This is a genomic window from Colwellia sp. MB02u-14 (assembly GCF_014076915.1).
GTDB lineage: Bacteria > Pseudomonadota > Gammaproteobacteria > Enterobacterales > Alteromonadaceae > Colwellia_A.
Window position 1 is genome coordinate 1 of record NZ_JACGUX010000063.1, and the last position, 22,198, is coordinate 22,198.

The 22,198-nt window shown below is 38.4% G+C and carries 20 protein-coding genes; 5 read left to right on the forward strand and 15 right to left on the reverse strand.

The features are described from left to right. Positions 1 to 525 precede the first annotated feature (525 nt). Positions 526 to 1,314 carry a CDP-diacylglycerol--serine O-phosphatidyltransferase gene (pssA, locus tag H4J52_RS06570; protein ID WP_182181599.1) on the reverse strand — a complete coding sequence of 263 codons (789 nt, stop codon included), beginning with the start codon at positions 1,312 to 1,314 and terminating at the stop codon, positions 526 to 528. Positions 1,315 to 1,494: 180 nt separating this feature from the next. On the opposite strand from pssA, the gene H4J52_RS06575 reads away from it, so the two are divergent. Next, a complete protein-coding gene (locus H4J52_RS06575; RefSeq protein WP_182181600.1) occupies positions 1,495 to 1,938 on the forward strand; it encodes a DUF4124 domain-containing protein in 444 nt (147 codons plus the stop codon). A gap of 10 nt (positions 1,939 to 1,948) precedes the next feature. Here H4J52_RS06575 and clpB read toward each other — a convergent pair whose 3' ends face one another. The 3 genes from clpB to rluD form a co-directional block, all read right to left on the reverse strand. Next, positions 1,949 to 4,522 carry an ATP-dependent chaperone ClpB gene (gene clpB / locus H4J52_RS06580; protein ID WP_182181601.1) on the reverse strand — a complete coding sequence of 858 codons (2,574 nt, stop codon included), beginning with the start codon at positions 4,520 to 4,522 and terminating at the stop codon, positions 1,949 to 1,951. A 135-nt stretch (positions 4,523 to 4,657) separates the two neighbouring features. Then, positions 4,658 to 5,479: a peptidoglycan editing factor PgeF gene (pgeF, locus tag H4J52_RS06585; protein WP_182181602.1), complete on the reverse strand. Its 822-nt coding sequence runs from the start codon at positions 5,477 to 5,479 to the stop codon at positions 4,658 to 4,660. Continuing rightward, on the reverse strand, positions 5,439 to 6,416 hold the full coding sequence (rluD, locus tag H4J52_RS06590) for a 23S rRNA pseudouridine(1911/1915/1917) synthase RluD (protein WP_182181603.1): 978 nt from the start codon (positions 6,414 to 6,416) through the stop codon (positions 5,439 to 5,441). The genes pgeF and rluD overlap by 41 nt, the downstream gene beginning before the upstream one ends. A gap of 187 nt (positions 6,417 to 6,603) precedes the next feature. Between rluD and H4J52_RS06595 the strand changes: the two genes are divergently transcribed. Next, positions 6,604 to 7,368 carry an outer membrane protein assembly factor BamD gene (locus H4J52_RS06595; RefSeq protein WP_182181604.1) on the forward strand — a complete coding sequence of 255 codons (765 nt, stop codon included), beginning with the start codon at positions 6,604 to 6,606 and terminating at the stop codon, positions 7,366 to 7,368. Positions 7,369 to 7,442: 74 nt separating this feature from the next. Here the strand turns inward: H4J52_RS06595 and glnB are convergent, their stop codons facing one another. Then, positions 7,443 to 7,781, reverse strand: coding sequence for a nitrogen regulatory protein P-II (gene glnB, locus H4J52_RS06600; RefSeq protein WP_182181605.1), 339 nt, complete (start codon positions 7,779 to 7,781; stop codon positions 7,443 to 7,445). Between the two features lie 205 nt (positions 7,782 to 7,986). Here glnB and nadE point away from each other — a divergent pair, with 205 nt between their 5' ends. From nadE to H4J52_RS06615, 3 genes are all read left to right on the forward strand, one after another. Next, positions 7,987 to 8,838, forward strand: coding sequence for an ammonia-dependent NAD(+) synthetase (gene nadE / locus H4J52_RS06605; protein ID WP_182181606.1), 852 nt, complete (start codon positions 7,987 to 7,989; stop codon positions 8,836 to 8,838). An 82-nt stretch (positions 8,839 to 8,920) separates the two neighbouring features. Next, the gene (locus H4J52_RS06610) at positions 8,921 to 9,496 is read left to right on the forward strand and encodes a GspH/FimT family pseudopilin (RefSeq protein ID WP_182181607.1); all 576 of its coding nucleotides are present in this window, start codon (positions 8,921 to 8,923) and stop codon (positions 9,494 to 9,496) included. Between the two features lie 214 nt (positions 9,497 to 9,710). Further along, on the forward strand, positions 9,711 to 10,292 hold the full coding sequence (locus H4J52_RS06615; RefSeq protein WP_182181608.1) for a GspH/FimT family pseudopilin: 582 nt from the start codon (positions 9,711 to 9,713) through the stop codon (positions 10,290 to 10,292). 11 nt (positions 10,293 to 10,303) lie between these two features. On the opposite strand, the gene H4J52_RS06620 is transcribed toward H4J52_RS06615, so the two are convergent. The 10 genes from H4J52_RS06620 to ileS all read right to left on the reverse strand — a co-directional run bounded on the left by H4J52_RS06620 (position 10,304) and on the right by ileS (position 22,161). After that, positions 10,304 to 10,642, reverse strand: a complete 339-nt coding sequence (locus H4J52_RS06620; RefSeq protein ID WP_182181609.1) for a TapY2 family type IVa secretion system protein — start codon at positions 10,640 to 10,642, stop codon at positions 10,304 to 10,306. Position 10,643: 1 nt separating this feature from the next. Continuing rightward, complete coding sequence (locus H4J52_RS06625; RefSeq protein ID WP_182181610.1) at positions 10,644 to 11,051, reverse strand: type IV pilin protein; 408 nt, start codon at positions 11,049 to 11,051, stop codon at positions 10,644 to 10,646. Further along, a complete protein-coding gene (locus H4J52_RS06630) occupies positions 11,051 to 14,623 on the reverse strand; it encodes a pilus assembly protein (protein ID WP_182188798.1) in 3,573 nt (1,190 codons plus the stop codon). Before H4J52_RS06630 ends, H4J52_RS06625 begins: the two co-directional genes overlap by 1 nt. Before the next feature lie 2 nt (positions 14,624 to 14,625). Next, positions 14,626 to 15,150 carry a PilX N-terminal domain-containing pilus assembly protein gene (locus H4J52_RS06635; RefSeq protein WP_182181612.1) on the reverse strand — a complete coding sequence of 175 codons (525 nt, stop codon included), beginning with the start codon at positions 15,148 to 15,150 and terminating at the stop codon, positions 14,626 to 14,628. Next, entirely contained in the window at positions 15,141 to 16,130 is a 990-nt protein-coding gene (locus H4J52_RS06640) for a PilW family protein (protein WP_182181677.1), read from the reverse strand. The genes H4J52_RS06635 and H4J52_RS06640 overlap by 10 nt, the downstream gene beginning before the upstream one ends. A 67-nt stretch (positions 16,131 to 16,197) precedes the next feature. Continuing rightward, a complete protein-coding gene (gene pilV, locus H4J52_RS06645) occupies positions 16,198 to 16,809 on the reverse strand; it encodes a type IV pilus modification protein PilV (RefSeq protein WP_182181613.1) in 612 nt (203 codons plus the stop codon). A 394-nt stretch (positions 16,810 to 17,203) separates the two neighbouring features. Continuing rightward, positions 17,204 to 18,133 (reverse strand): 4-hydroxy-3-methylbut-2-enyl diphosphate reductase, encoded by a 930-nt coding sequence (gene ispH / locus H4J52_RS06650; RefSeq protein WP_182181614.1) that lies wholly within the window; start codon positions 18,131 to 18,133, stop codon positions 17,204 to 17,206. A 44-nt stretch (positions 18,134 to 18,177) separates the two neighbouring features. Then, positions 18,178 to 18,612, reverse strand: a complete 435-nt coding sequence (gene fkpB / locus H4J52_RS06655) for an FKBP-type peptidyl-prolyl cis-trans isomerase (protein WP_220460114.1) — start codon at positions 18,610 to 18,612, stop codon at positions 18,178 to 18,180. Between the two features lie 32 nt (positions 18,613 to 18,644). Then, positions 18,645 to 19,151: a signal peptidase II gene (gene lspA / locus H4J52_RS06660; protein WP_310649974.1), complete on the reverse strand. Its 507-nt coding sequence runs from the start codon at positions 19,149 to 19,151 to the stop codon at positions 18,645 to 18,647. 172 nt (positions 19,152 to 19,323) lie between these two features. Beyond that, positions 19,324 to 22,161: an isoleucine--tRNA ligase gene (ileS, locus tag H4J52_RS06665; protein WP_182181616.1), complete on the reverse strand. Its 2,838-nt coding sequence runs from the start codon at positions 22,159 to 22,161 to the stop codon at positions 19,324 to 19,326. Positions 22,162 to 22,198: the final 37 nt, after the last annotated feature.

Consider the following 22,198-nt stretch of genomic DNA (forward strand, 5'->3'; position numbering starts at 1 on the left):
GAACCGACTATGTAAAATCAATGTAATGTGAGTGTCCACACAAATTGCATGATAACTAATTGTTAAAGAAAAACTCATTTACTCAAAGTAAAGAGTTAGATATAAAACCCATTCGTTTATACCTTCGGAGCGTTGCTCCATTGCTGCAGGCCTTGCCTGAAGCGAGATGCGCATGATACGCTCCTCAGCTTTGATGTCAACGTTTTATTTAATTTAATTTGAAGTTTCTTATAAAGCTTCAAACTTACTTTTAAAACGTTAAGTTAACGACTTTGCCCTAAAGCGATGTAGATAACTTATCAAAACAGCTCTTTCGTGGTTCGTTTTAACTGAACCCCTTGGAACTGGAGCGCATTCTAGACATTTTTCGCTGGGCGTCAACCCTTTTTTGTCATAACTTTGAAACAATCACTTTTTTGGTTAGTTAACGTACAATCCCCGGTTGCGCTGCAGATTATTTGAGCAGCTAAAGTAAAGTTATCGCAAAAGTGCCTATATGTTCAAACAAGAATTGAGTGTTTTAAGCTATTTTTCTTTCGGATCTTTAAAGTCTTCATCTTTATCATCCCCGACGACATGTTCTAGTTTTAACTTATTAACAGAACGAATAGTAGTGAAAGGTCCGGAGCACGCATAGAAACCAAAGATGATAAGTAGTACGTTCTCTGGGCTAGAAGCAACAATAACGAAGGCTAGTACGATCAATAGCACAACAAAGAAATTCACTTTCCCTTTCCAGTCAACATCTTTAAAGCTGTTATAACGAAAGTTACTTACCATCAACCCCCCTGAAAGCATGGTAATAATACCAACAACAGTGCCGTAGTCTTGGCCGTTTATTTGATATTCTGCGCCAACCCAAACTAAACTCGCAATTACTGCAGCCGCTGCTGGGCTAGCTAACCCTTGAAAAAAGCGTGCATCGGCAATACCCATTTGTGTATTAAAACGCGCTAAGCGAAGTGCTGCACAAGCAACAAAAACAAAAGCGGCTAACCAACCAAATTTCCCATAACTCGATAGTGCCCAGTTATATGCAACAAGCCCAGGTGCTATACCAAAAGATACCATATCAGCCATACTGTCATATTCTGCACCAAAATCACTTTGTGTATTGGTCATTCTTGCAACACGCCCATCTAAGCCATCAAATATCATCGCAATGAATATTGCCACTGATGCACTAACAAAGTGGCCGTTCATTGATGAAACTATGGCATAAAATCCTGAAAAGAGACCTGCTGTGGTTAATAGATTAGGTAGTAAGTAAATACCTTTAGAAGGAGTGCTAGTATTTATTTTTTTATCATTCATTGTTGGTGCGCTTGTTTAAGAAGTTATTTAAAGTTATTTATTTAAATCTAACATAAATTTATATGATGGGTATATTAGAGAGTAATAGAACAATATTCTTTTGCTTATATTTGTATAGTTTCAATTGTGTTGTTATATAAAGTATAAGGGACTTTTCTCTCAAAACTTATGGGTGGCTCAATGAATTTTCGTATTATATCTTTCGGGCTTGTTATTTATGTTAGCTATTGTTCTGCGAGTGAGCTTGTGGTCTATCGCTGGCTTGACAAAAATAATGTCGTACACTTTAGTCAACATCAACCTATTAACGATGAATACACGCAGTTTTTAATTTCAAACCAATCTAAAGTCATTAGCCGTGCCGATGTTATGCCCCTTTTACCTGCCAATAAAAGTGAATTACCTAAGAGTGATAAAGAGAATATTCCATCAACAATAAATACATCTGAAAAATGTAAGGAGGCAAAAGAGAATCTGACCATGTTGTTAGCGTTTAAAAAGTTGCAATATACGGATGAAAATGGTGTTAAACAGATATTAAATGAACAAGAAAAAAATCAGCAATTAGCAATAAACCAAAAGCGCACAGAGGTTTACTGTGCGCCGATAAAAAAAGAAGAGTAACCGCTTATTTTCAATGCCTAAAAACTAACTCTCCATTACTTACGTCTATATTTATTTCACCTTTATTTTTAAAGGATCCAGAAAGTATTTTCTGCGCTAAAGGATTTTCAATTTTCTGTCTGATCACTCTTTTTAAAGGCCTTGCACCAAATAATGGATCAAATCCAGCCAGAGAAATTAGCGCTAACGCTTCCTGTGTTATTGATAACTTAATATCTTGATCCGCTAAACGTTCTTGTAAACTATCAATTTGTATCGCCGCTATTTTTTCTATTTGCTGTGAAATTAAGGGATGGAAAACAACGGTTTCATCAATACGGTTAATGAACTCAGGTTTAAAGTGTAAACTCACCTCTGACATCACCTTTGTTTTCATTTCTTCATATTGACCATCATCTGCAAATGTTTGTATGTGATCGGAGCCAATATTAGAGGTCATAATGATAACCGTATTTTTAAAGTCAACGGTACGTCCTTGGCCATCAGTTAATCGTCCATCATCAAGCACTTGTAATAGAATATTAAAGACATCACTGTGCGCTTTTTCAATTTCATCAAGGAGAATAACTGAATAGGGCTTGCGTCGAACAGCTTCGGTTAAATAGCCACCTTCTTCATATCCTACGTAACCTGGAGGAGCCCCCACTAAGCGAGAAACTGAATGTTTTTCCATAAATTCAGACATATCGACACGAATAAGAGCATCTTCACTGTCAAAAAGATAATGCGCTAAAGCTTTAGTTAATTCTGTTTTCCCAACACCGGTAGGACCTAAGAATAAAAATGAACCAATCGGCTGACTGGGATCTGCAAGCCCAGCTCTTGAACGCCTAATTGCATTTGACACACTAACAACCGCTTCAGTTTGTCCAATAACACGTTGATGTAAATTATCTTCCATTTGTAATAACTTATCACACTCTTCTTCTAACATTTTTGAAACAGGAATACCCGTTGCTCTACTTAACACATCAGCAATTTCAACTTCTGTGACCTTATTTTTTAATAATGTCATTTCTTGCATTTCTGCTTGGCTTGCTAAATCGAGTTGTTTTTCTAATTCGGGTATTTTGCCATATTGTAATTCAGACATTTGGTTAAGATCGCCCACACGTCGCGCAGCCTCTAAATCAAGCCTTGCCTGTTCTAAATCAGATTTTATAGCCTGTGTACCATGTAAAGCAGCCTTTTCTGTTTTCCAAATTTCGTCTAATTCGTCAAAGTTATTTTGGCAAACACTGAGATCTAATGAGATCAACCCTAAACGTTTTTTAGAAGCATCATCTGAGTCTTTTTCTAATGCTCGTTGCTCTAATTTTAGTTGAATGATACGACGTTCTAAGCGATCTAAGTCTTCTGGCTTAGAATCTATTTGCATGCGAATACTTGATGCAGCTTCATCGATAAGATCTATCGCTTTATCAGGTAATTGCCTATCACTTATATAGCGATGTGACAAAGTAGCAGCAGCAACAATAGCAGGATCAGTAATATCAACACTATGATGAAGTTCGTAACGTTCTTTTAAACCACGCAATATAGCAATGGTGTCTTCAACACTGGGCTCTTCAATTAATATTTTTTGAAAACGACGCTCTAAAGCCGCATCTTTTTCAATGTACTTTCTATACTCATCTAGTGTTGTGGCACCTACACAATGTAAGTCGCCACGGGCGAGTGCTGGTTTTAACATATTTCCAGCATCCATTGCGCCATCAGATTTTCCTGCGCCAACCATTGTATGCAGCTCATCAATAAACAAAATGACTTGCCCTTCTTCTTTAGCTAGCTCGCTCAATACCGCCTTTAAGCGTTCTTCAAATTCACCACGGTATTTAGCGCCAGCGACTAGTGCCCCCATATCAAGTGACAATACTCGTTTTCCCTTTAAACCTTCAGGGACCTCATGATTAATAATCCGCTGTGCTAAGCCTTCGGCAATGGCGGTTTTACCCACTCCCGGTTGACCAATTAACACAGGATTGTTTTTTGTACGGCGCTGTAAAACTTGAATAGTACGACGAATTTCATCATCTCGGCCAATAACAGGATCAAGCTTTCCTTGCTCTGCGAGTTCAGTTAGATTAATCGTATATTTATCGAGTGCTTGTCGGATATCTTCTGCATTGGGTTCATCAACCTTTTGCCCCCCGCGCACATGCAATATTGCATCTTGTACCCGTTGTTCACTTGCCCCTAATGATTTTAATATTTGCCCCAATTTTCCTTTGTCTTCGATGGCAGCAAGGATAAAAACGTCTGAAGAGATATATTTATCACCCATTTTTTGGGCATATTTATCGCAGAGATTAAGTAAATTCCCCATGGCAGAAGAAAGTTGCACATCACCACCAGATCCTGAAACCTGAGCGAGTTTTTCGATAACCGTTTCTATTTGAGCGCGCAGTGATCTCACATCAATACCCGCACTTTTCAACAATGGAATAATACTACTCGCGTTCTGATTTAATAGTGCGAGCATAATATGCACGGGTTCAATAAATTGATGATCCCGCCCTAATGCTATTGATTGGGCATCAGAAATAGCCACCTGAAATGCTTGGGTTAATCTATCTAAACGCATGGGACTCTCCTACTTAATAAATAAACATATTCTTTTATACCTTATAGATAAGGATAAAATTGAAATATTTCAAGGAAAGAAGTGAAAAGCTTTTGATTTGGAATAAGTTTTACTGACTTTATTATATGTTTACAACTAATTTCGACAAATTATCGAAACCATTCTGCCCGTAATACTATCTCGTCGATAAGAAAAATACTGTTGTTCGTCAGAATAAGTGCAGTGATTTAAGTGATAAACCTTATTAATGCCAAGTGCATTTAATTGAATTTTTGCGATCATCGCTAAGTTTGCTAAGTATTTATTGTTACCTTCAGTTTTTGGTAAAACAGATTGCTCAGCAGGAACAAAAGCCAATGAAAATTTTTCAGATTGACGTTCAAACACTATTTTTACTTCTTCACCTACCTCAAAAACAGATTGACCAATACAAGGACCTAACCAGGCAATAACATTTTCATTCGCCGTTTTCATATTATCAAGAGTATGAGCAATAATATTTTTAGCTAAGGGTTTCCATCCGCCATGAATGGCCGCAATTTCATTACCGTCAATCGATGTTAATAGTATGGGTAAACAATCTGCAGTCATTACGGCTAAAGCAATATTCTTTTGCCGAGTGATTGCTGCATCAGCTACTAAAGGCGTTATTGAATGAGACTCTACAGTAACAACTTTATTACCATGCACTTGTTCAAGCCATTGAATTTTGGTATTCGACGGTAAGTATGCGAGTAACGAAGCTCTATTTTTGTTGACATGCTCTAGATCATCACCAACATGTTTGCCCAAATTAAATTGGTCGTATGCCGAAGAGTGTGAATGATTAAAGGATAACGTTTTTTGTTGAGGAACGAGTCTTGTCGTAGTAAAAGCCAGTACATTTTGTACTGGCCACTCTACATTGTAGAGACTATTATAAATAGTCGTCTGTTGCGTTAAGTTTTGAATCCTCACGCAAAATATTTGTCAAATTCACCATATCGTCTGGAATAGGTGCATGCCAAGTCATTTCTTCACCGGTGATAGGGTGAAACAATGACAACATTGCCGCATGTAATGCTTGGCGTTTAAAACCACGAAGTACATCCCGCAAATCTTCTGTCGCATTCTTAGGTGGGCGTGGACGACCACCGTAATTAGGATCACCAATCAATGGGTGAGTAATATGCGCCATATGAACACGAATTTGGTGCGTACGACCTGTTTCAAGACGTAATCTTAAACGTGTGTGTAAACGGAATTTTTCCATTACACGATAATGCGTTACCGATGGACGACCAAAAGGACTAACAGCCATGTGTGTTCTTTTAGTTGAATGACGACCTATGGGTTCATCAACCACACCACCAGCGGTCATTAAACCATTAGCAATCGCTTCATACTCACGCGTTATTTCACGCTCTTGTATAGCATCAACTAAATTTGTTTGCGCAGCAATTGTTTTAGCAATAACCATCAAGCCTGTTGTGTCTTTATCAAGTCTGTGAACGATACCTGCGCGAGGTACAACATTAAGCTGTGGGCAATAATACAATAAAGCATTAAGCACGGTACCGTCAGGATTACCTGCTCCAGGGTGAACAACAAAACCAGCAGGCTTATTAATAACGATAATATCGTCATCTTCATAAACGATATTTAAAGGAAGGTTTTGTGGTTCAAATCGCACATCACCTTCAACTTCAGTTGATATTTTAACAACTTCCCCACCAAACATTTTCTCGCGAGGTATGATTAAAATAGCGCCGTTTAAAGTAACGTGACCTGCTAAGATCCATTCTTTTATGCGAGAACGAGAATATTCAGGGAACATCTCAGCTAATGTTTGGTCGAATCGTTTACCTAAACAAGTTTCAGGAACCGTATCTGTATGTTGAATTATTTCAGCCATTAAAATTTCTATTTAACTCTCTATAAATTTACTATGAATTAGCGCTGTGCAAGGCAAGTATGCTAGGTTAGAATGCCAGTGTTTATTTTACCTCTTTGCTAATTCAATTACATTAAGTAATTTGCAAAGGACGTATATTTATTTAACTAATACCTTTAACTAAAACAAAGTAGTGATACCGAAGTCTATGCAAAAATTGACAATGAAAATGATAATACTAGTGCTTTCATTAGGGCTAGCGGCGTGTTCGTCATCAGATAAAACCGATATTGAAAAGGTACCAGACAAGTCAGCGCAAGCATTATTCACTGATGCTAGAACTGCGCTTGATAGTGGCTTATACCAAAGAGCTATCCAAATTTTATCGGCAATTGACTCACGCTTTCCGTTTGGACCTATTTCTCATCAGGTACAATTAGACTTAATTTACGCCTATTATAAGAGTAGTGACTCAGCTCAAGGCATCGCTTTAGCCGATCGATTCTTACGCTTAAACCCAGATCATGTAAACCTTGATTATGTTTATTACATGCGCGCATTAATCAATATATCGACTGAAGATAATATGTTCCAAGAATTAGCCGGGATTGATCGTTCAGACAGAGATCCAACGGCGGCCCGTGAAGCCTTTAAAGATTTTAAAACAATTATTACTGACTTACCTCAAAGTAAATATGCCGCTGATGCACGCAAACGTATGATAGGTATAAAATCACGGTTAGCTAAATATGAATTGTCCGTCGCCCGTTTTTACATGAAACGTGATGCGTGGGCATCAGCAGCAAATCGTGGTAAATATATTGTTGAATACTTCTCGCCAAGCCAACAAGTAGAACAAGCTTTAGAAATTATGATTGAGTGTTACGACAAGTTAGGTTTAATGGATTTAAAAACTAATGCTAAGCAAGTATTAGTCGCTAATTATCCAAATAATAATTTTTTGACGCGTTAAATTATGCTCAAAATAAAGCCCACTTAGTATAAAGACTAAGTGGGCTTTTTTTATGACTAATTTACCTAAAAAATTTATATAGCTGCTTCGTCTTCTTCGCCTGTACGAATACGAATGACACGTTCAACATCAGTAATAAAAATTTTTCCATCACCAATTTTACCCGTTTGTGCCGTTTCAATAATGGCGTTAACGCAGCGCTCTACTTGCTCAGTGGCAACAACAATTTCTAATTTTACTTTTGGCAAAAAATCTACCATGTACTCAGCACCACGATAGAGTTCGGTATGGCCTTTTTGTCGGCCAAAGCCTTTAACTTCTGAAACTGTCATTCCGGTAACCCCGATTTCACTCAGTGCTTCACGCACGTCATCCATTTTAAAGGGTTTGATAATTGCTTCAATTTTTTTCATTTTTATTGTCCATTACCCGCAAAATATACTTTGAATTGTACACAATTATATGAATTAAACCCAAGCGCTATATTTATTCTACGCCATTTAAATTTTAGATACCCCCTGAAACTCCAAAATGCTAGTTTCCTTTATTTTGAAGTATCACGGGGATACGTTACAATAAGGTTATTTCTCTTATCGAATAAATGGCAAAGGACATTCAATGGATCTGCAATTAATTATAAATGAAATGAAAGTTTTACCACAAATAGATATCGATTTTGAAATAAAGCGCCGTATTGAATTTATAAAAAAGACACTTAAGACGTCAGGATTAAAGAATTTAGTTTTAGGTATTAGTGGTGGCGTTGACTCTTCTACTTGCGGTCGTCTTGCTCAACTTGCCGTTTCAGAGCTCAATGCTGAAGAAAAAGTTTTAAATAAAAATTCAACCATGGTTTATCAATTTATTGCTGTGCGACTACCTTACAGCATTCAAGCCGATGAAGACGATGCTCAACTTGCTTTGAGCTTCATTCAACCGACACATTGCTTAACCACTAATATTGCTGATGCGGCAAATGGTATTCACACTGAAACTATCAACGCACTGAATCAAGCAAATATATTATTAGCCAATGAAGCAAAAATTGATTTTTCAAAAGGTAATGTAAAAGCCCGTAGCAGAATGGTCATGCAATATCATATAGCCGGTATTGTCGGTGCACTTGTTTTAGGTACCGATCATTCAGCAGAAAATATTACTGGATTTTTTACTAAATGGGGTGACGGTGCCTGTGATTTAGCGCCTTTATTTGGCCTATCAAAACGCCAAGTAAGATCATTGGCTGAAAAATTAGGTGCTCCAGGCTTGTTAATCAATAAAGCACCAACAGCTGATTTAGAAGACTTGGAACCGGGTAAAACAGACGAAGATGCTTTAGGGATGAGTTATGATGATTTAGATGACTTTCTTGAAGGAAAGCAGGTAACACCTGAAATACAGACACTTATTATGAATATTTATAAAAAAACACAACATAAGAGGTTAGCTATCCCAACAATCTACAGTTAATTAAATACAAATAGCTTGTAAATTAAAAGTTAACAACCATAATTAGTAGCACATTAATTTAGCCAACGGACGGCTTGCTACTATGTTATACATCACATTAAAAATCGTTGGTTTCACCCTCATTGAAACATTAATCACTCTCGCTATACTGATCTCTATCGCTACAGTAGCACTGCCCAGCTTTGCAGATTTAGTCATCAAAATACGGGTTGATAATGAAATTTCAGCTCTGCATCGGTTGCTCTTATTAACGAGGAATCATGCGGTTAATCAAGAACGTTTTGTTACGGTATGTCCATTAAATAAATCAGGACAGTGCTCTAACCAATGGCATGAAGAGCTAAGTGTATTTTATGATGACAATAAAAATAAAGCCCTTGATCCCTCAAGCGCTGAAGTTGTTATAAAAATAAAGTTAGCGATAAAGTCTGGTGATAAATTGCAATACGCCCAAGGAAGAACAGCATTAATTTATGCTCCTAGCGGCCGGCTTGCGGTTTGGGGGGGAAATGGTACTTTTCGTTACTGCCCAAAAAATCATAGTAACAAGTCACGGGGAATTATTATTTCAGGGGCTGGTCGCTTTTATTTATCTACCGACCAAAATATGGATGGCATAGATGAAAATCGCAGTGGCAGAATAATTCATTGTAACTAATAAATTAAAATAAGTTACACCATCAAAATTCAATGTTCTGTAAATACCAAAAAAATCTAGTTTCTCATATCCAGCTGAGTAACCTAGCGAAATATTAGCTTAAGTGATATAACTTAGTCATATTGAAATATTCTTGACGCTGTTTTGAATATGATGTAATCAATAAGACTGACTAAGTGCTCTCATTGATATAACAGAAGTTAAGGCTGATATTATGAAGAGTTATGATTTGCAATCAAACAACAAACAACATGGTTTTACTCTGGTTGAGCTAATGGTCACCATTGCTATTGCGGCAACCTTAATGGCGATAGCGCTGCCAAATTTCAACAGTTTCATGGTGGAGACACGCGTCGACAATGAAATTTCTCACTTGCAACGTATGTTATTAACAGCGAGAAATACCGCCATAAATGCAGAACAAACGGTTACTCTATGCCCACTCAATGCGAGTAGCCGTTGCGATACTAATTGGCACAAGGAACTCAGCGTCTTTATTGATATTGATGGTGACAAAACGTATGAGCCAGCTAATGATGAAAGGTTAATCACCGTAAAGGCTCAAATAAAGAACAATGATAAACTCCAATACGGCCAAAACAGCATTATATATACACCAACTGGCAGTATATTAGGAGGTGTTAGTGCAACCCCTTTTAGCTATTGTCCACAAGGTTATGCTGAAAAGTCACGCGGAATAACAGTGAGTTCATCTGGACGTTCTTATGTTACCTCTGATACAGATAACGACGATATAGATGAAGACCGCTCAGGTAATGAAATTAATTGTCTTTAGTTTAGCCACAATTAACGCGCGGTATTTTCATCTAATTGTTTTGAAACAGCACTCGTGAAATCATCTTGAGATTTTACACACTCTTTTACCTTATGAATTTGCTGCTTTTTCTTTGAAATCCCTGTTGCCACTTTTTTACCCACTAGCCAATGAGTATATTTTGCAATGCCGTTAGCTTTAATAATGCCAAAGTGAATAATATCTGTCCCGCCCATTAATTCAACATGGCATTTAACCTTGATTTTTGATGCTTGTGCGCCTATTTTTGCCATACTGTCGATACTTATAAAAAGTAAACTAGCTAAAAGTAAGCTTGGCGTGAGATAACGCTTAAATAATAGTTTCATCATATTACTCCCAGCAATTGGTTGATGTTGCAGCTTTCTTACCCGTATCAGTGATAGATAACATTAAACAAGACGAATCATTTGTTGCTTGCGTGCCTCTAGCCGACGCGGTCAATATATAAGTTACCCCTACAACTGAAGCATCTATGCTATAAAACCCAGAATCTGTTATGTAAGGATCAGCAGAAACACCTAACTTTGTCATATCTGTTGTGTACTCTCTGTGGTCAGTAAAATACTGTTCTTGCAAGCTTGCTAATCGAAGTAACTCGCGTTGACCTTCACTACGGTTTGCTCTGGAAATATTGTCAATATAAGACGGATAAGCAACCGAAGCTATGATCCCAACCACCGCGACTGAGATCATGAGTTCAAGTAAGGTAAAACCTTTGACTATTGATATTTTTATCATTACTTCGACTCCGTCACATAAAGGTAGGTTCTTGAGGTTTCTAAGCTAATACCCAACGGAATAATTTTACCTGCCAAAAGCTTTATTGTGGCTATCACCTCTCCTTCTTCAATTGGAGCACAATTTTCAGAGCATGGTACGGTAGGCTCTTGTGGATCTTTAGTAATAATAATTGAAGGTGTATCAGGAATACCAGCAGCAATTTCCCAAGTCCTCCAATCATAAACAGTCGTACCTAACGCTAAATTAACTGCATATAAAATACCAGAACCATCACTTAATTCACAACTATCAGGATCAGAAGATACGGCAGCGGGCGTAAAAGAGGTAAAATATACGACACCATTTATAACAATAGCTGACGCCGTATTTTTCTCACCATTACCCACGAAATCAATAAACCACCCTTTTTTGTTGCCTACTGCTATTTCCAGTGTTTGACGAGCAGCTGCAGTCAACGCCTGACCAAACGGATTATTTGTATAATTATAAAGATCACTCGCTAATATAACTGAAGGAATGGAACGTTGAGGGTGGGTGGGTGAAGAAACGAATGAGGTAGTGATAATATTTGCATCTTTAATCATGAAAAATTTATCGTCAGTGTCACTGGCCGCAGGTGTTGATCGGTCGCCACTTCCAATAAGTATTGCTTCGTAGGGTCTTTCCTGTTTTGTTACCACGGTTGAACTAATACCATTAGCATCAACTGATGTAGTTTCTACCGTGTCTGAAATGTATGTTCTAGCAATTGAAGGTTCGCTAAAAAAGCGGCGATCTGTCGCATGAGTTGTTCCGCCCAACTTAGCTAATTTAAAAGCAGTCCACGGCGATGTTCCACTAAAGGGAGCATTGCCGGGCATATCAACACGCCAAACATTTCCACCCGTATCGCCAAAATAAAGACGGTCTGTTAAGCCATCAGAATCACTGTCTAAGATAGCGAGGCTAGAAGGCACGCTATCAGTTATCTCAGTAAATTGAGTATTAGTCGCACTCGTTGCATCAGGGCTTAACCCCCATTTTAATACACCTGTTTCTGCATCGACCATATAAACAGCACGGCCTAAGGTATCATCTGCACCAACGGTTAAGTTATCTTTAGTTGTGTCATACCCGCCAGCAAAAAAGAGTACAGGTTTTGGTGTACCATTTTCTATGTTAAGCGCTGAAAATCCTATTTTAGGTTGCGACCATGATTGTCCTAAATGGCTAAATCCTGCTGAGCTTGCATCTATGTGCCACAATAACTTAGGAGTATCGGGGTCACTAACATCCATAGCATAATATGAAGAGCCACCACGACGTAAACCAAAAAATATCCACGCTTTATCTCCACTTGCGCTATCAATAGACCCATCACCATTGACGTCCAGTAAGTATGAAACGGCGGGGCTGTCTATGCCGTATGATTTACCTGATGAAGTAAAATTTTCACGTAAACCTTTTATTTTTGAAAAAAATTCTTTAGGCATAAAAGCCCAGCTTTCATCAACTGTTGCTCCATTATCGTCAAACATATGTAAAACGCCCGCATTGGTACCAACAATAATTCGGATATCCTGGCTTGTACTGACACCTCCATAGTTAACAACTAAAGGTTTAGAGTGTAATGGATCACCAAAAACATCACTTCGAATATCAGTGATTAAACCATCGTTATTAGCATCATCAACATCAATTCCCTTCGCCCAGTTAAGCATACTGTCAATTTCATTAACCGCGACATCCAATTTAACAGCCAGTGTGGCAGCATCTCCGTATGATGTTTCAGCATTGGTTTGGGTCAAGGGCACTAAAGTATCATTCAAACCAAGGTCACTGATGATAAAACGACCTGATTTAGTGCGTAACATTTCAGCCACCCCGCCCTTTTTAACATCATTGCCATCGGGTGTTGTCTCAGTTGTCCAGAAAGTTTTAGCGTCTTTTGAAATATTACCATTATCATCAATCGCTGCAACACCAACTCTATCGACCTGCTTACCATTAGTCACTTTTAATTTTTTCAAATTTCCTTGCCATCTTGCACCATGATCGGGAACAAACATTGCGTAATAAACAGAATCTAAGGTTTCGGTGCGGTCAAAATTATTTGAGGCAACTGAAGGTGCAGTAAAACTGGTGTTCACTTCTAAAATATTGGTTAATGCCGCCTGTAGTGAGGCGAGTAAGGCACTAGGATCTCTAGCCGGGTAATATTGCCCTCCTCCTAACCTTGCAGCCTCTCGCAATAACTCACCCGCATCATCAATAGCATCTTGACCAAAACCGATAGTGAAAAGTGTTGCTGATTGCACATCGGGTAATGTGCTGTGTAGATCATGAGTATGCATCCAACCGGCAAGCGCAGCTAAATAATTGTCCGTGCCATTGACATCAAAAGGTAATCCAATGTCAGGTAAACCTTTAATATAACTGTCAGCGGCAAGATCTCGAGTTGGCTCCCCATCAGTAATAATGATCACATAAACTTCATTAGTACACGAATTATAGGGAGATTTATAGACCCCTCCATCTTCAATTGTTATATCTCTTGGCGGCGTATTGCCTCGATAATTACGTCCAGCATTTGAATCATTATCACCAAAGTCTACTGACTTACCACTAAAGTATCGCGAGGCTTCATAAAGAGATTCGCATAACGGTGTATTTGTTTCAGCATCAATATCTAAATCAATTATATTTACTAATTCAGCGCGAGCTGCTGCGGTCATTTCTTGGATACCAAAAACAATTCTGCCACCGTCACGGACATATTCACCGGAGTGATTATAATTAAAAACTTGTAAGCCAAAATCAACAGAAGGTGCTGATTCAATTAAATCAGTCACCGTATCTTGTGCTATTTCTAAACGGGTACGATTGACCTGGTCGAGTGACTCACTATTTGCCCAACGCAAATAGTTGTCGGTATAAAGCGTAACAACCTCACCCGACCAAATAACATTTGAATTATTGGCGCTTGGCGTATAATAAATAGGGCTTTGTGTCGAACCCTCACCATCGATAGGAAAGCCGTCAGGTAAATCAATGACGGTACCGCCATTTTTTTCTATACCTGCATTATCTTCTGGGTTTGCAGGCACTAAATTAACATCATCTTCACAGTCAATTACATCAATATTAGTACCATTGTTATCAGGAATTTCTTGCCAGCTACCTGAGTTTCCTTGAAAGGCATATTCACGAATGTGTCCTGTATAAAAGCCAACAGATGCTAAACGTTCACGGGCAGTTGCACAGCTATTTATTGCATCAAGAAAACGACGGCTTTCACTTGGACTGTCGGGGGTAATTGAAGAAGCACCATCAATACCACCTTTGGTGAAATAAATATATTTATAAGATAACGAGTTTAACCCTCCAACTGCAGGGTAAACTGTATCAGGATCATAAGGTTCATCGACTGATTCTAGACTATTCATGCTGCCAGAGTTATCAAAAATAATCAGTACTTGTGGTTTATTGCCAGTACGTTGTGCTGCATCACCAATATAAAGTTCAATATCTTCACTATAAGCAGTAAGTGATGTGCATATCAATAAGCCAAGTAATAATAACTTTTTCATCATCAGTTCCCCACATTAAGTAGTTGTTGCGATACACCTGAATTAACTTCAATAGTGCTTTTATTGGTGCGACCATACAGTCGAGTAACCTGCACTTTAAGTACATTACACTTAAACACTTGTACAGAAGAAGCCGCTCGAGAGTGGGGGCAATCGGCTTCAATCTTATACGGGTTAGCCAGCGTTATTTCTGCGCTGGTATTAATTGCACTACTCACTGTTGGTGAAAGTGGAAATCTTGCAATTTCAGAAGCAAAAGCATTGGTTCCGCTTATTTGTGTTACTTCTTTATAAATAACTTCATCAATGGCGCTTACCGCTTCTTGGGTAGCCACCACTTTTTCTTCACTTGCTCCTGACATTTTCATATCGATGGTGGTATTTTGCATCAATGCAGCAGCAACTGCAGTTAAAGCAATCAAAAAAACCAGTGAAACAATCAGTACGACACCACTTTGCTTAGGGTACTGCTGATTTAAATTTCGGTGATAGAGTGCATGATTTTGTTTTATTAACCTTATGGCCATGAGTCGACCCTCGCATTGTAAAGTGTAATGGTAGAACTAAATAATAAACGTCGATAGTTATCACCTTTACCATCCCCATCAATAAAATCAATATTGAGGTCACCAAGCTGATAACTATTTAAATTTTCGTAATCTCGATCCGGTAAAATATTTCGTGCTAAGACAAAAATCTTAACCGCGAGTATTCGAACATCACTTTCATTATCCCAGTGACTATTGGCCATGTTATCAGCTGAAATAAAAGCATTCACTACGCCATTATTAGTCGTATCGACACCATACATAAAACGAATATATTCGATACCTTCGACCACCATATCAAGGTTCATCACTAACGCTTTATTTTGTAATCGACCTTGCACTAAAACGGGTACGTTATTAGTACCTTGACTGTCTTCACGGATATAATAAATATGCTGTTGATATTCCCAAATTTGACCAAAGTTTACACTGGGTACTGCAGTCCCACCAGCAAATATACCTGCGGTATTTGAATTTGAAATAATATAATAATCATCACTAGAGATATCGGCTAAGGCTATAGTCGATGAAACCGCTCGTTTGAGCTGCAACACATCTGAGCCTATTTTTGCATTGGTAATGCAGCCCATTAAAGTGGCATTGTTGACTGTTTTGCCCCACAACGTTCTAAAATGACCAATGGCCGCAGGAAAACTAGCATTATTTACGCCTTCACCAATACAATCACCCGCAACCGTCATTGGTAAAGGTGAACTTACCAAGCCACTTACATCAAGTGATCCCGATAAATCTCCCCAAAAACCTTGCCGTAATAGGTCATCACTGAGTAAACTAATCGCATATCTGCCATTTTCTTGTAACTCCCCATAACTGGTGGTCTCAACAGTCGTCGTTTTCATACCAACAAAAATACTTAATATACCTAACAGCAACATTAAACCTACCGCAAGCGATATAAATATTTCGATTAAACTAAAACCTCGTTGAGCATTAAACATCATTTTCTCTTGTCTAAAATAAACGCAATAAATTTTGTCACTTCACACCAACTAGCCGTTTACTGTATTAATACACGAACGCTTCAATGGTAACTTGTCGACGTTTATTATCACTTGTGCCACAAGCGTTGGCTAATGTTGCAGCCGCTGAACTATTGTTATTGGCATCATAGCCGTCAGCCGTTTCTATTCTACCTTGCCAGCTGATCACCACGGTGACTGCGTTTCTGTTATGATCAATACAGCCAAAAGCGCCCACTAATCCCCCTGAATTTTTACCTCCAGCGGTTACATCAGCCCCCATTAACTTGACTTCCCATTCATACAAGTCATTGGTCACCATTTCAGCACTCGTACACAAAGAGTCAGCTGAATTACACCTCTCGCCAGGTATTGCGTTTAAAGCGGCACCATAAACACCTTGATAGGTCTCTAAGACTAAAAAATCAGAGTCATTGCTACGCATTCGTTCAATAATATCTTGCGCTAACGCTGAGGCGACAGAACGTTGCATCGCATCAAAGCTACCTTTTTTAGCCGATGCCTGCATAGCTACGGCGCCAAAAATTCCCGTCACTAAAATCACCAAAGCGACTAAAACTTCAATAAGTGTCATCCCCTTATTCACTGAAAGTGGGTTTTTATTGGGGTAATTAATCCTAAATAAGTTATTGCGCATAACATTCCTTAATACACTGCCAATCGTGGCTAACTAGCCAAATAAATTGTGCTTTAAAATATAGAGCGAGAGGGAAAAAAATAAAAGAAACAACACGGGCGAGTATACTTTTAAGTAATAAACGGTAAAAAAATAAAAATAATATTTTACAGGCAAAAGCAATCGAAACTAGGCCTAGGGCGAAGAATTCAGTGGTAAACTTATATGTGTTAAAAATCACAAACGTGAACCGCATTAACCCATACCTTAAAATTTATTATTGAATAGCTAATTTCCACAGCGACTATTCATGATAATAAAGTTAAGTAATGAATATTGATATTAGTGTACTTAAAATTTTACCGCTTAAAGGAGGGTAAAATTATATTCAATCACTTAACCTAATATTTTAAGACTAGCGTAATTCTATAGGTACCGCAAATACGGTGTTCTCTTCTCGGCCAGGATATTCGATAACCTCTTGACCACCATAGTCTTTTAATGCGTCAATAACTTGTTGTATAAGTATCGCAGGTGCTGAAGCCCCCGCAGTAACACCAATTTTTTTAATATTATCAAGCCATTGTGGTTGAATATCAGAAAAGGTATCGATCAAGTAAGAAGGTGTGCCCAACTTCTCAGAGAGTTCACGTAAACGATTAGAATTAGAGCTATTCTTCGCCCCTACGACTAAAAGTAGATCAACTTCTGCAGAGATAGTACGCACAGCATCTTGACGATTTTGAGTCGCATAACAAATATCGTCTTTGCGTGGGCCTTTAATTAACACAAACTTTTTTCTTAAGGCATCAATGACTTCAGAGGTATCATCAATTGATAATGTTGTTTGACTACAGTAATACAATTGGGAAGGGTCTTTAACTTCAAGTGTTGCTACGTCAGCAACTGACTCAACTAAATAAATTCCACCTTGTTCACTTTCATACTGCCCCATAGTCCCTTCCACTTCGGGGTGTCCGGCGTGACCAATAAGAATACATTCAATATTTTTACGGCTCGTACGTGAAACTTCCATATGTACTTTAGTGACTAACGGACAAGTCGCGTCAAACACCTTCAGGCCGCGATCCTTAGCTTGTTTACGAACAGCTTTAGAGACACCATGAGCACTGAAAATAACGGTATTATCATCGGGAACTTCAAAGAGTTCATCAACAAAGATTGCGCCTCGGTCTTTTAAGCCATCAACAACAAACTTGTTATGTACGACTTCATGGCGCACATAAATAGGTGCACCAAATAAGTCGAGTGCTCTGTCGACAATGCTAATGGCTCGGTCTACACCGGCACAAAAACCACGAGGGTTAGCTAAAATAATTTCCATGATCTGTTCCTAAGGGACTACATACAAGTCCTAAGAGTTAACGGCTATAAAACTTCAACAATATCAATAACAAAAGTAATAGCTTGTCCAGCTAACGGATGATTAAAATCAATAGTTACGGATGTACCAACCACTTCTTTTACCATTCCTGGTAATTCTATATTCCCAGGTTGAGTAAACGTAATAATACTGCCCACTTCAGCAGGCACGTCACTACCAAATTTGTCAGCGTCAACGTAATGGAAATTGTCAGGGTTGGGCTCGCCAAAAGCATCTTTTGCTTCAAGGGTAAATTCTTTAGAATCTCCAGCGGCGAGTCCTAATAGTTGTGCTTCAAAAGCAGGTGAAATACTTGCATCCCCCATCACTATTTTAGCCGGTTTTTTATTAACTTTTGTACTGTCTGCAGCTGAGCCGTCAGATAGTTTCATGGTGATATGTGTGATAACTTGAGATTTTTCAGTAATTAACATAGTCATTATATTTCTCGTATACTCTTATCTATTAAGCGTTATTTGGTTTCGTATTTTTTTGCTGGTTCACCATTTTTAAATGAATCATATATCATCAAAGCTGCGCCGATAAATATAGCAGAATCGGCAATATTAAAAACGGGCCAATGGTGACCAGCAATATGAAAATCTAACATATCGATAACATAGCCAAATAATGCACGGTCAATTAAGTTACCCACTGCCCCACTTAGCATAAACGCTAAAGCGATACTCAATAATGGGTTTGATTTTGGCGTTTTAGCCAACCACACTAAAAATACCACACTAGCAACAGCAGCAATGATGGTAAAAAACCAACGTTGCCACCCGTCTTGATCCGCAAGAAAACTAAAAGCGGCTCCAGGGTTTTGAACATATCTTAAATCGAAAAAAGGCAAAATATTCATTGATTCGCCCAAGTTGAAAGCGTTAACAACTAAATACTTGGTTACTTGGTCAATGATCAAAAATAAAACGGTTAACCATAACCATTTAAAACCTGTTTCTGTAAAAAGTTTATTCATTTGCATATTTATTATTTTTCAATTTTTTATTTTTAAACAATAAGAGAGTTAGAATGTTCACAATATCAACGTTAATTCACTATAGAACAAAAAGAAAGTACACAGCCTAGTATGCTAGGCGAGTACTTTCGGTGCCGCTATTGAGTGAAGTAACAAAGATATTTGGAAACATTTAGGCGAATTGGCGTATCTCGCCCTCACCCTCTACGTTAGTTATACAACGTCCGCAAAGTTCAGGATGCTTTTCATCTTGTCCTATGTCTTCAGTAACATGCCAGCAACGTTCACATTTAGTCCCCTCTGCTGGAGCAACAGTTAACCATAAACCTTCAATCTCAGTTGCTAAGACACCCTCTGGAGCGCTTTCAACCACTTCAACCGTCGCTTTAGAGGTGATCAGAACAAAACGAAGTTCTTCGCCTAACTGCTGTAATTTTTCAGCTAACTCAGCGGTAGTATATAAAGTAACTGACGCTTCAAGTGCTTTACCTACTTGCTTTTCTTTACGGGCATTCTCTAAGGCTTTGTTTACTTCAGTGCGCACCAGTAAAATTTCATTCCAGTAATCATTGTTTAATGCATTACTTGTTTCTGCTTTAGGCAAGCCATTAAACCAAACACCCGTAAAAACGAATTCATCACGTGTTTCACCAGATGGTGTCGGTAGCGCCTGCCAAATTTCTTGTGCAGTAAAAGATAAAACAGGTGCCATCCAACGCGTCATCGCTTCAGCAATTAAGTACATGGCTGTTTGACATGAACGACGAGCCGTACTGTCGTCTTTCGCGGTGTACTGGCGGTCTTTAATAATATCTAAATAGAATCCACCTAACTCGGTAGTACAGAAGTTCATCAGTTTATGAACAACTACATTGAATTCATATTCGTCATAAGCGCTAACAATTTCTGCTTGCAACTGTGCGGCTTTATCAACAGCCCAACGATCAAGAGCGACCATATCATCAAAAGCAACTGAATCTATTTTTGGATCAAAACCATTAAGGTTTGATAATAAAAAGCGCGAAGTATTACGAATACGTCGGTAAGCATCGGCTTGGCGTTTAAAAATTTCGTCAGAGACGGTTATTTCTTGCGTATAGTTAACTGAAGCTACCCATAAACGTAAAATATCAGCCCCTAACTTACTGGTAATTTCTTTTGGGGTGATAACATTGCCTAAAGATTTAGACATTTTATGGCCGTTCGTATCAACGGTAAAACCATGAGTTAGTACTTGTTTATAAGGTGCTTTACCGTTCATCGCTACCGATGAAATCATTGACGACATAAACCAACCACGATGTTGATCTGAACCTTCAAGATATAAATCTGCAACACCATCAAACTCTTCACGTGCATTAACAACAGAGTAATGCGTAGTGCCTGAGTCAAACCATACATCTAAGGTATCAGGTACTTTTATATATTCTTTTGCGTCATCGCCAATAAGTTCAGCAGCGTCTAAATCAAACCACGCTTGAATGCCTTTTTCTTCAACACGTTTAGCAACTGTTTCAATTAACTCAATGCTACGTGGATGCAAAGCACCTGAATCTTGATGTATAAATAATGCCATTGGCACGCCCCACGTACGTTGGCGTGAAATACACCAATCAGGACGACCTTCAACCATCAATTCAATACGGCGTTGGCCCCAATCAGGGATCCATTGGGTTTTTTCAATTTCGTTTAATGAATCTTGACGTAAACCTTTTTTGTCCATGCTAATAAACCATTGTGGTGTAGCACGAAAAATTAAGGGTGTTTTGTGGCGCCAGCAATGCGGATAAGAATGCTCTATTGCATGGTGGTGTACTAAAGTGCCATGTTCTTTCAATGTTTCAACGACATTCGCATTGGCTTTAAAAACATGTTGACCAGCAAACAATGGCGTATCTTCTAAATAAACACCATTCGCACCAACAGGATTTGCCACTTCAAGGTTGTATATTTTACCCACCACGAAATCTTCAACACCGTGACCCGGCGCTGTATGAACACAACCTGTACCAGAGTCGGTAGTAACGTGTTCACCTAGAATCATTGGCACAGTAAAATCATAAAAAGGATGTTTTAGTTGCACTAAGTCTAAATCGCTACCTTTACAAAAACCTAACGCATGGTATTTATCAATTCCGAAACGGTCCATACAACTTGTGACTAAGTCAGACGCAATGATAAAACGTTCTTTACCTTGCTCTGTTTCACATTGTACTAACGTATATTCAACATCAGCATTTACCGAAACTGCGCGGTTAGCCGGTAATGTCCAAGGAGTTGTTGTCCAGATAACAACTGAAACGTTACCTTCACCTTGATGACCTTCTGGATGATCAAACTTGTCTGCAACGCTTTGATCAACAACAGTAAATTTCACATCAATCGCAGGAGACTGTTTATCTTTATACTCAACTTCAGCTTCAGCTAAAGAAGAACCACAATCTGTACACCAATGAACAGGTTTGAATCCTTGATGTAAATGGCCATTTTCAGCAATTTTTCCTAAAGCACGAATGATATTCGCTTCGGTGCCAAAATCCATAGTCAGATAAGGTTTTTCCCAATCAGCAAAAATACCTAAACGTTTGAAATCTTCACACTGTCCAATAACTTGCTTGGCTGCATATTCACGACATTTTTCACGAAAAACACTCGCTGAGACTTTATGCCCCGGCTTGCCAATTTTTTTCTCAACCATTAATTCAATTGGTAAGCCATGACAATCCCAACCTGGAACAAATGGCGCATTGAAATCAGATAATGTTTTTGATTTAACAATAATATCTTTAAGAATTTTATTAACTGAGTGACCTAAATGAATATCACCATTTGCATACGGAGGGCCGTCATGCAAAATAAATGACTTTTTACCCTTTTTAGCTTCACGAATTTGGCCATACAAGTCTTTCTCAGCCCACTCTTTTAGCATGTTTGGTTCACGGTTTGCCATATTACCTTTCATCGCGAAAGAAGTAGCTGGCAAGTTTAGGGTTTGTTTGTAATCACTCATTTAAATCATTATCCGTTGTTATATTCGCTAACTGGTG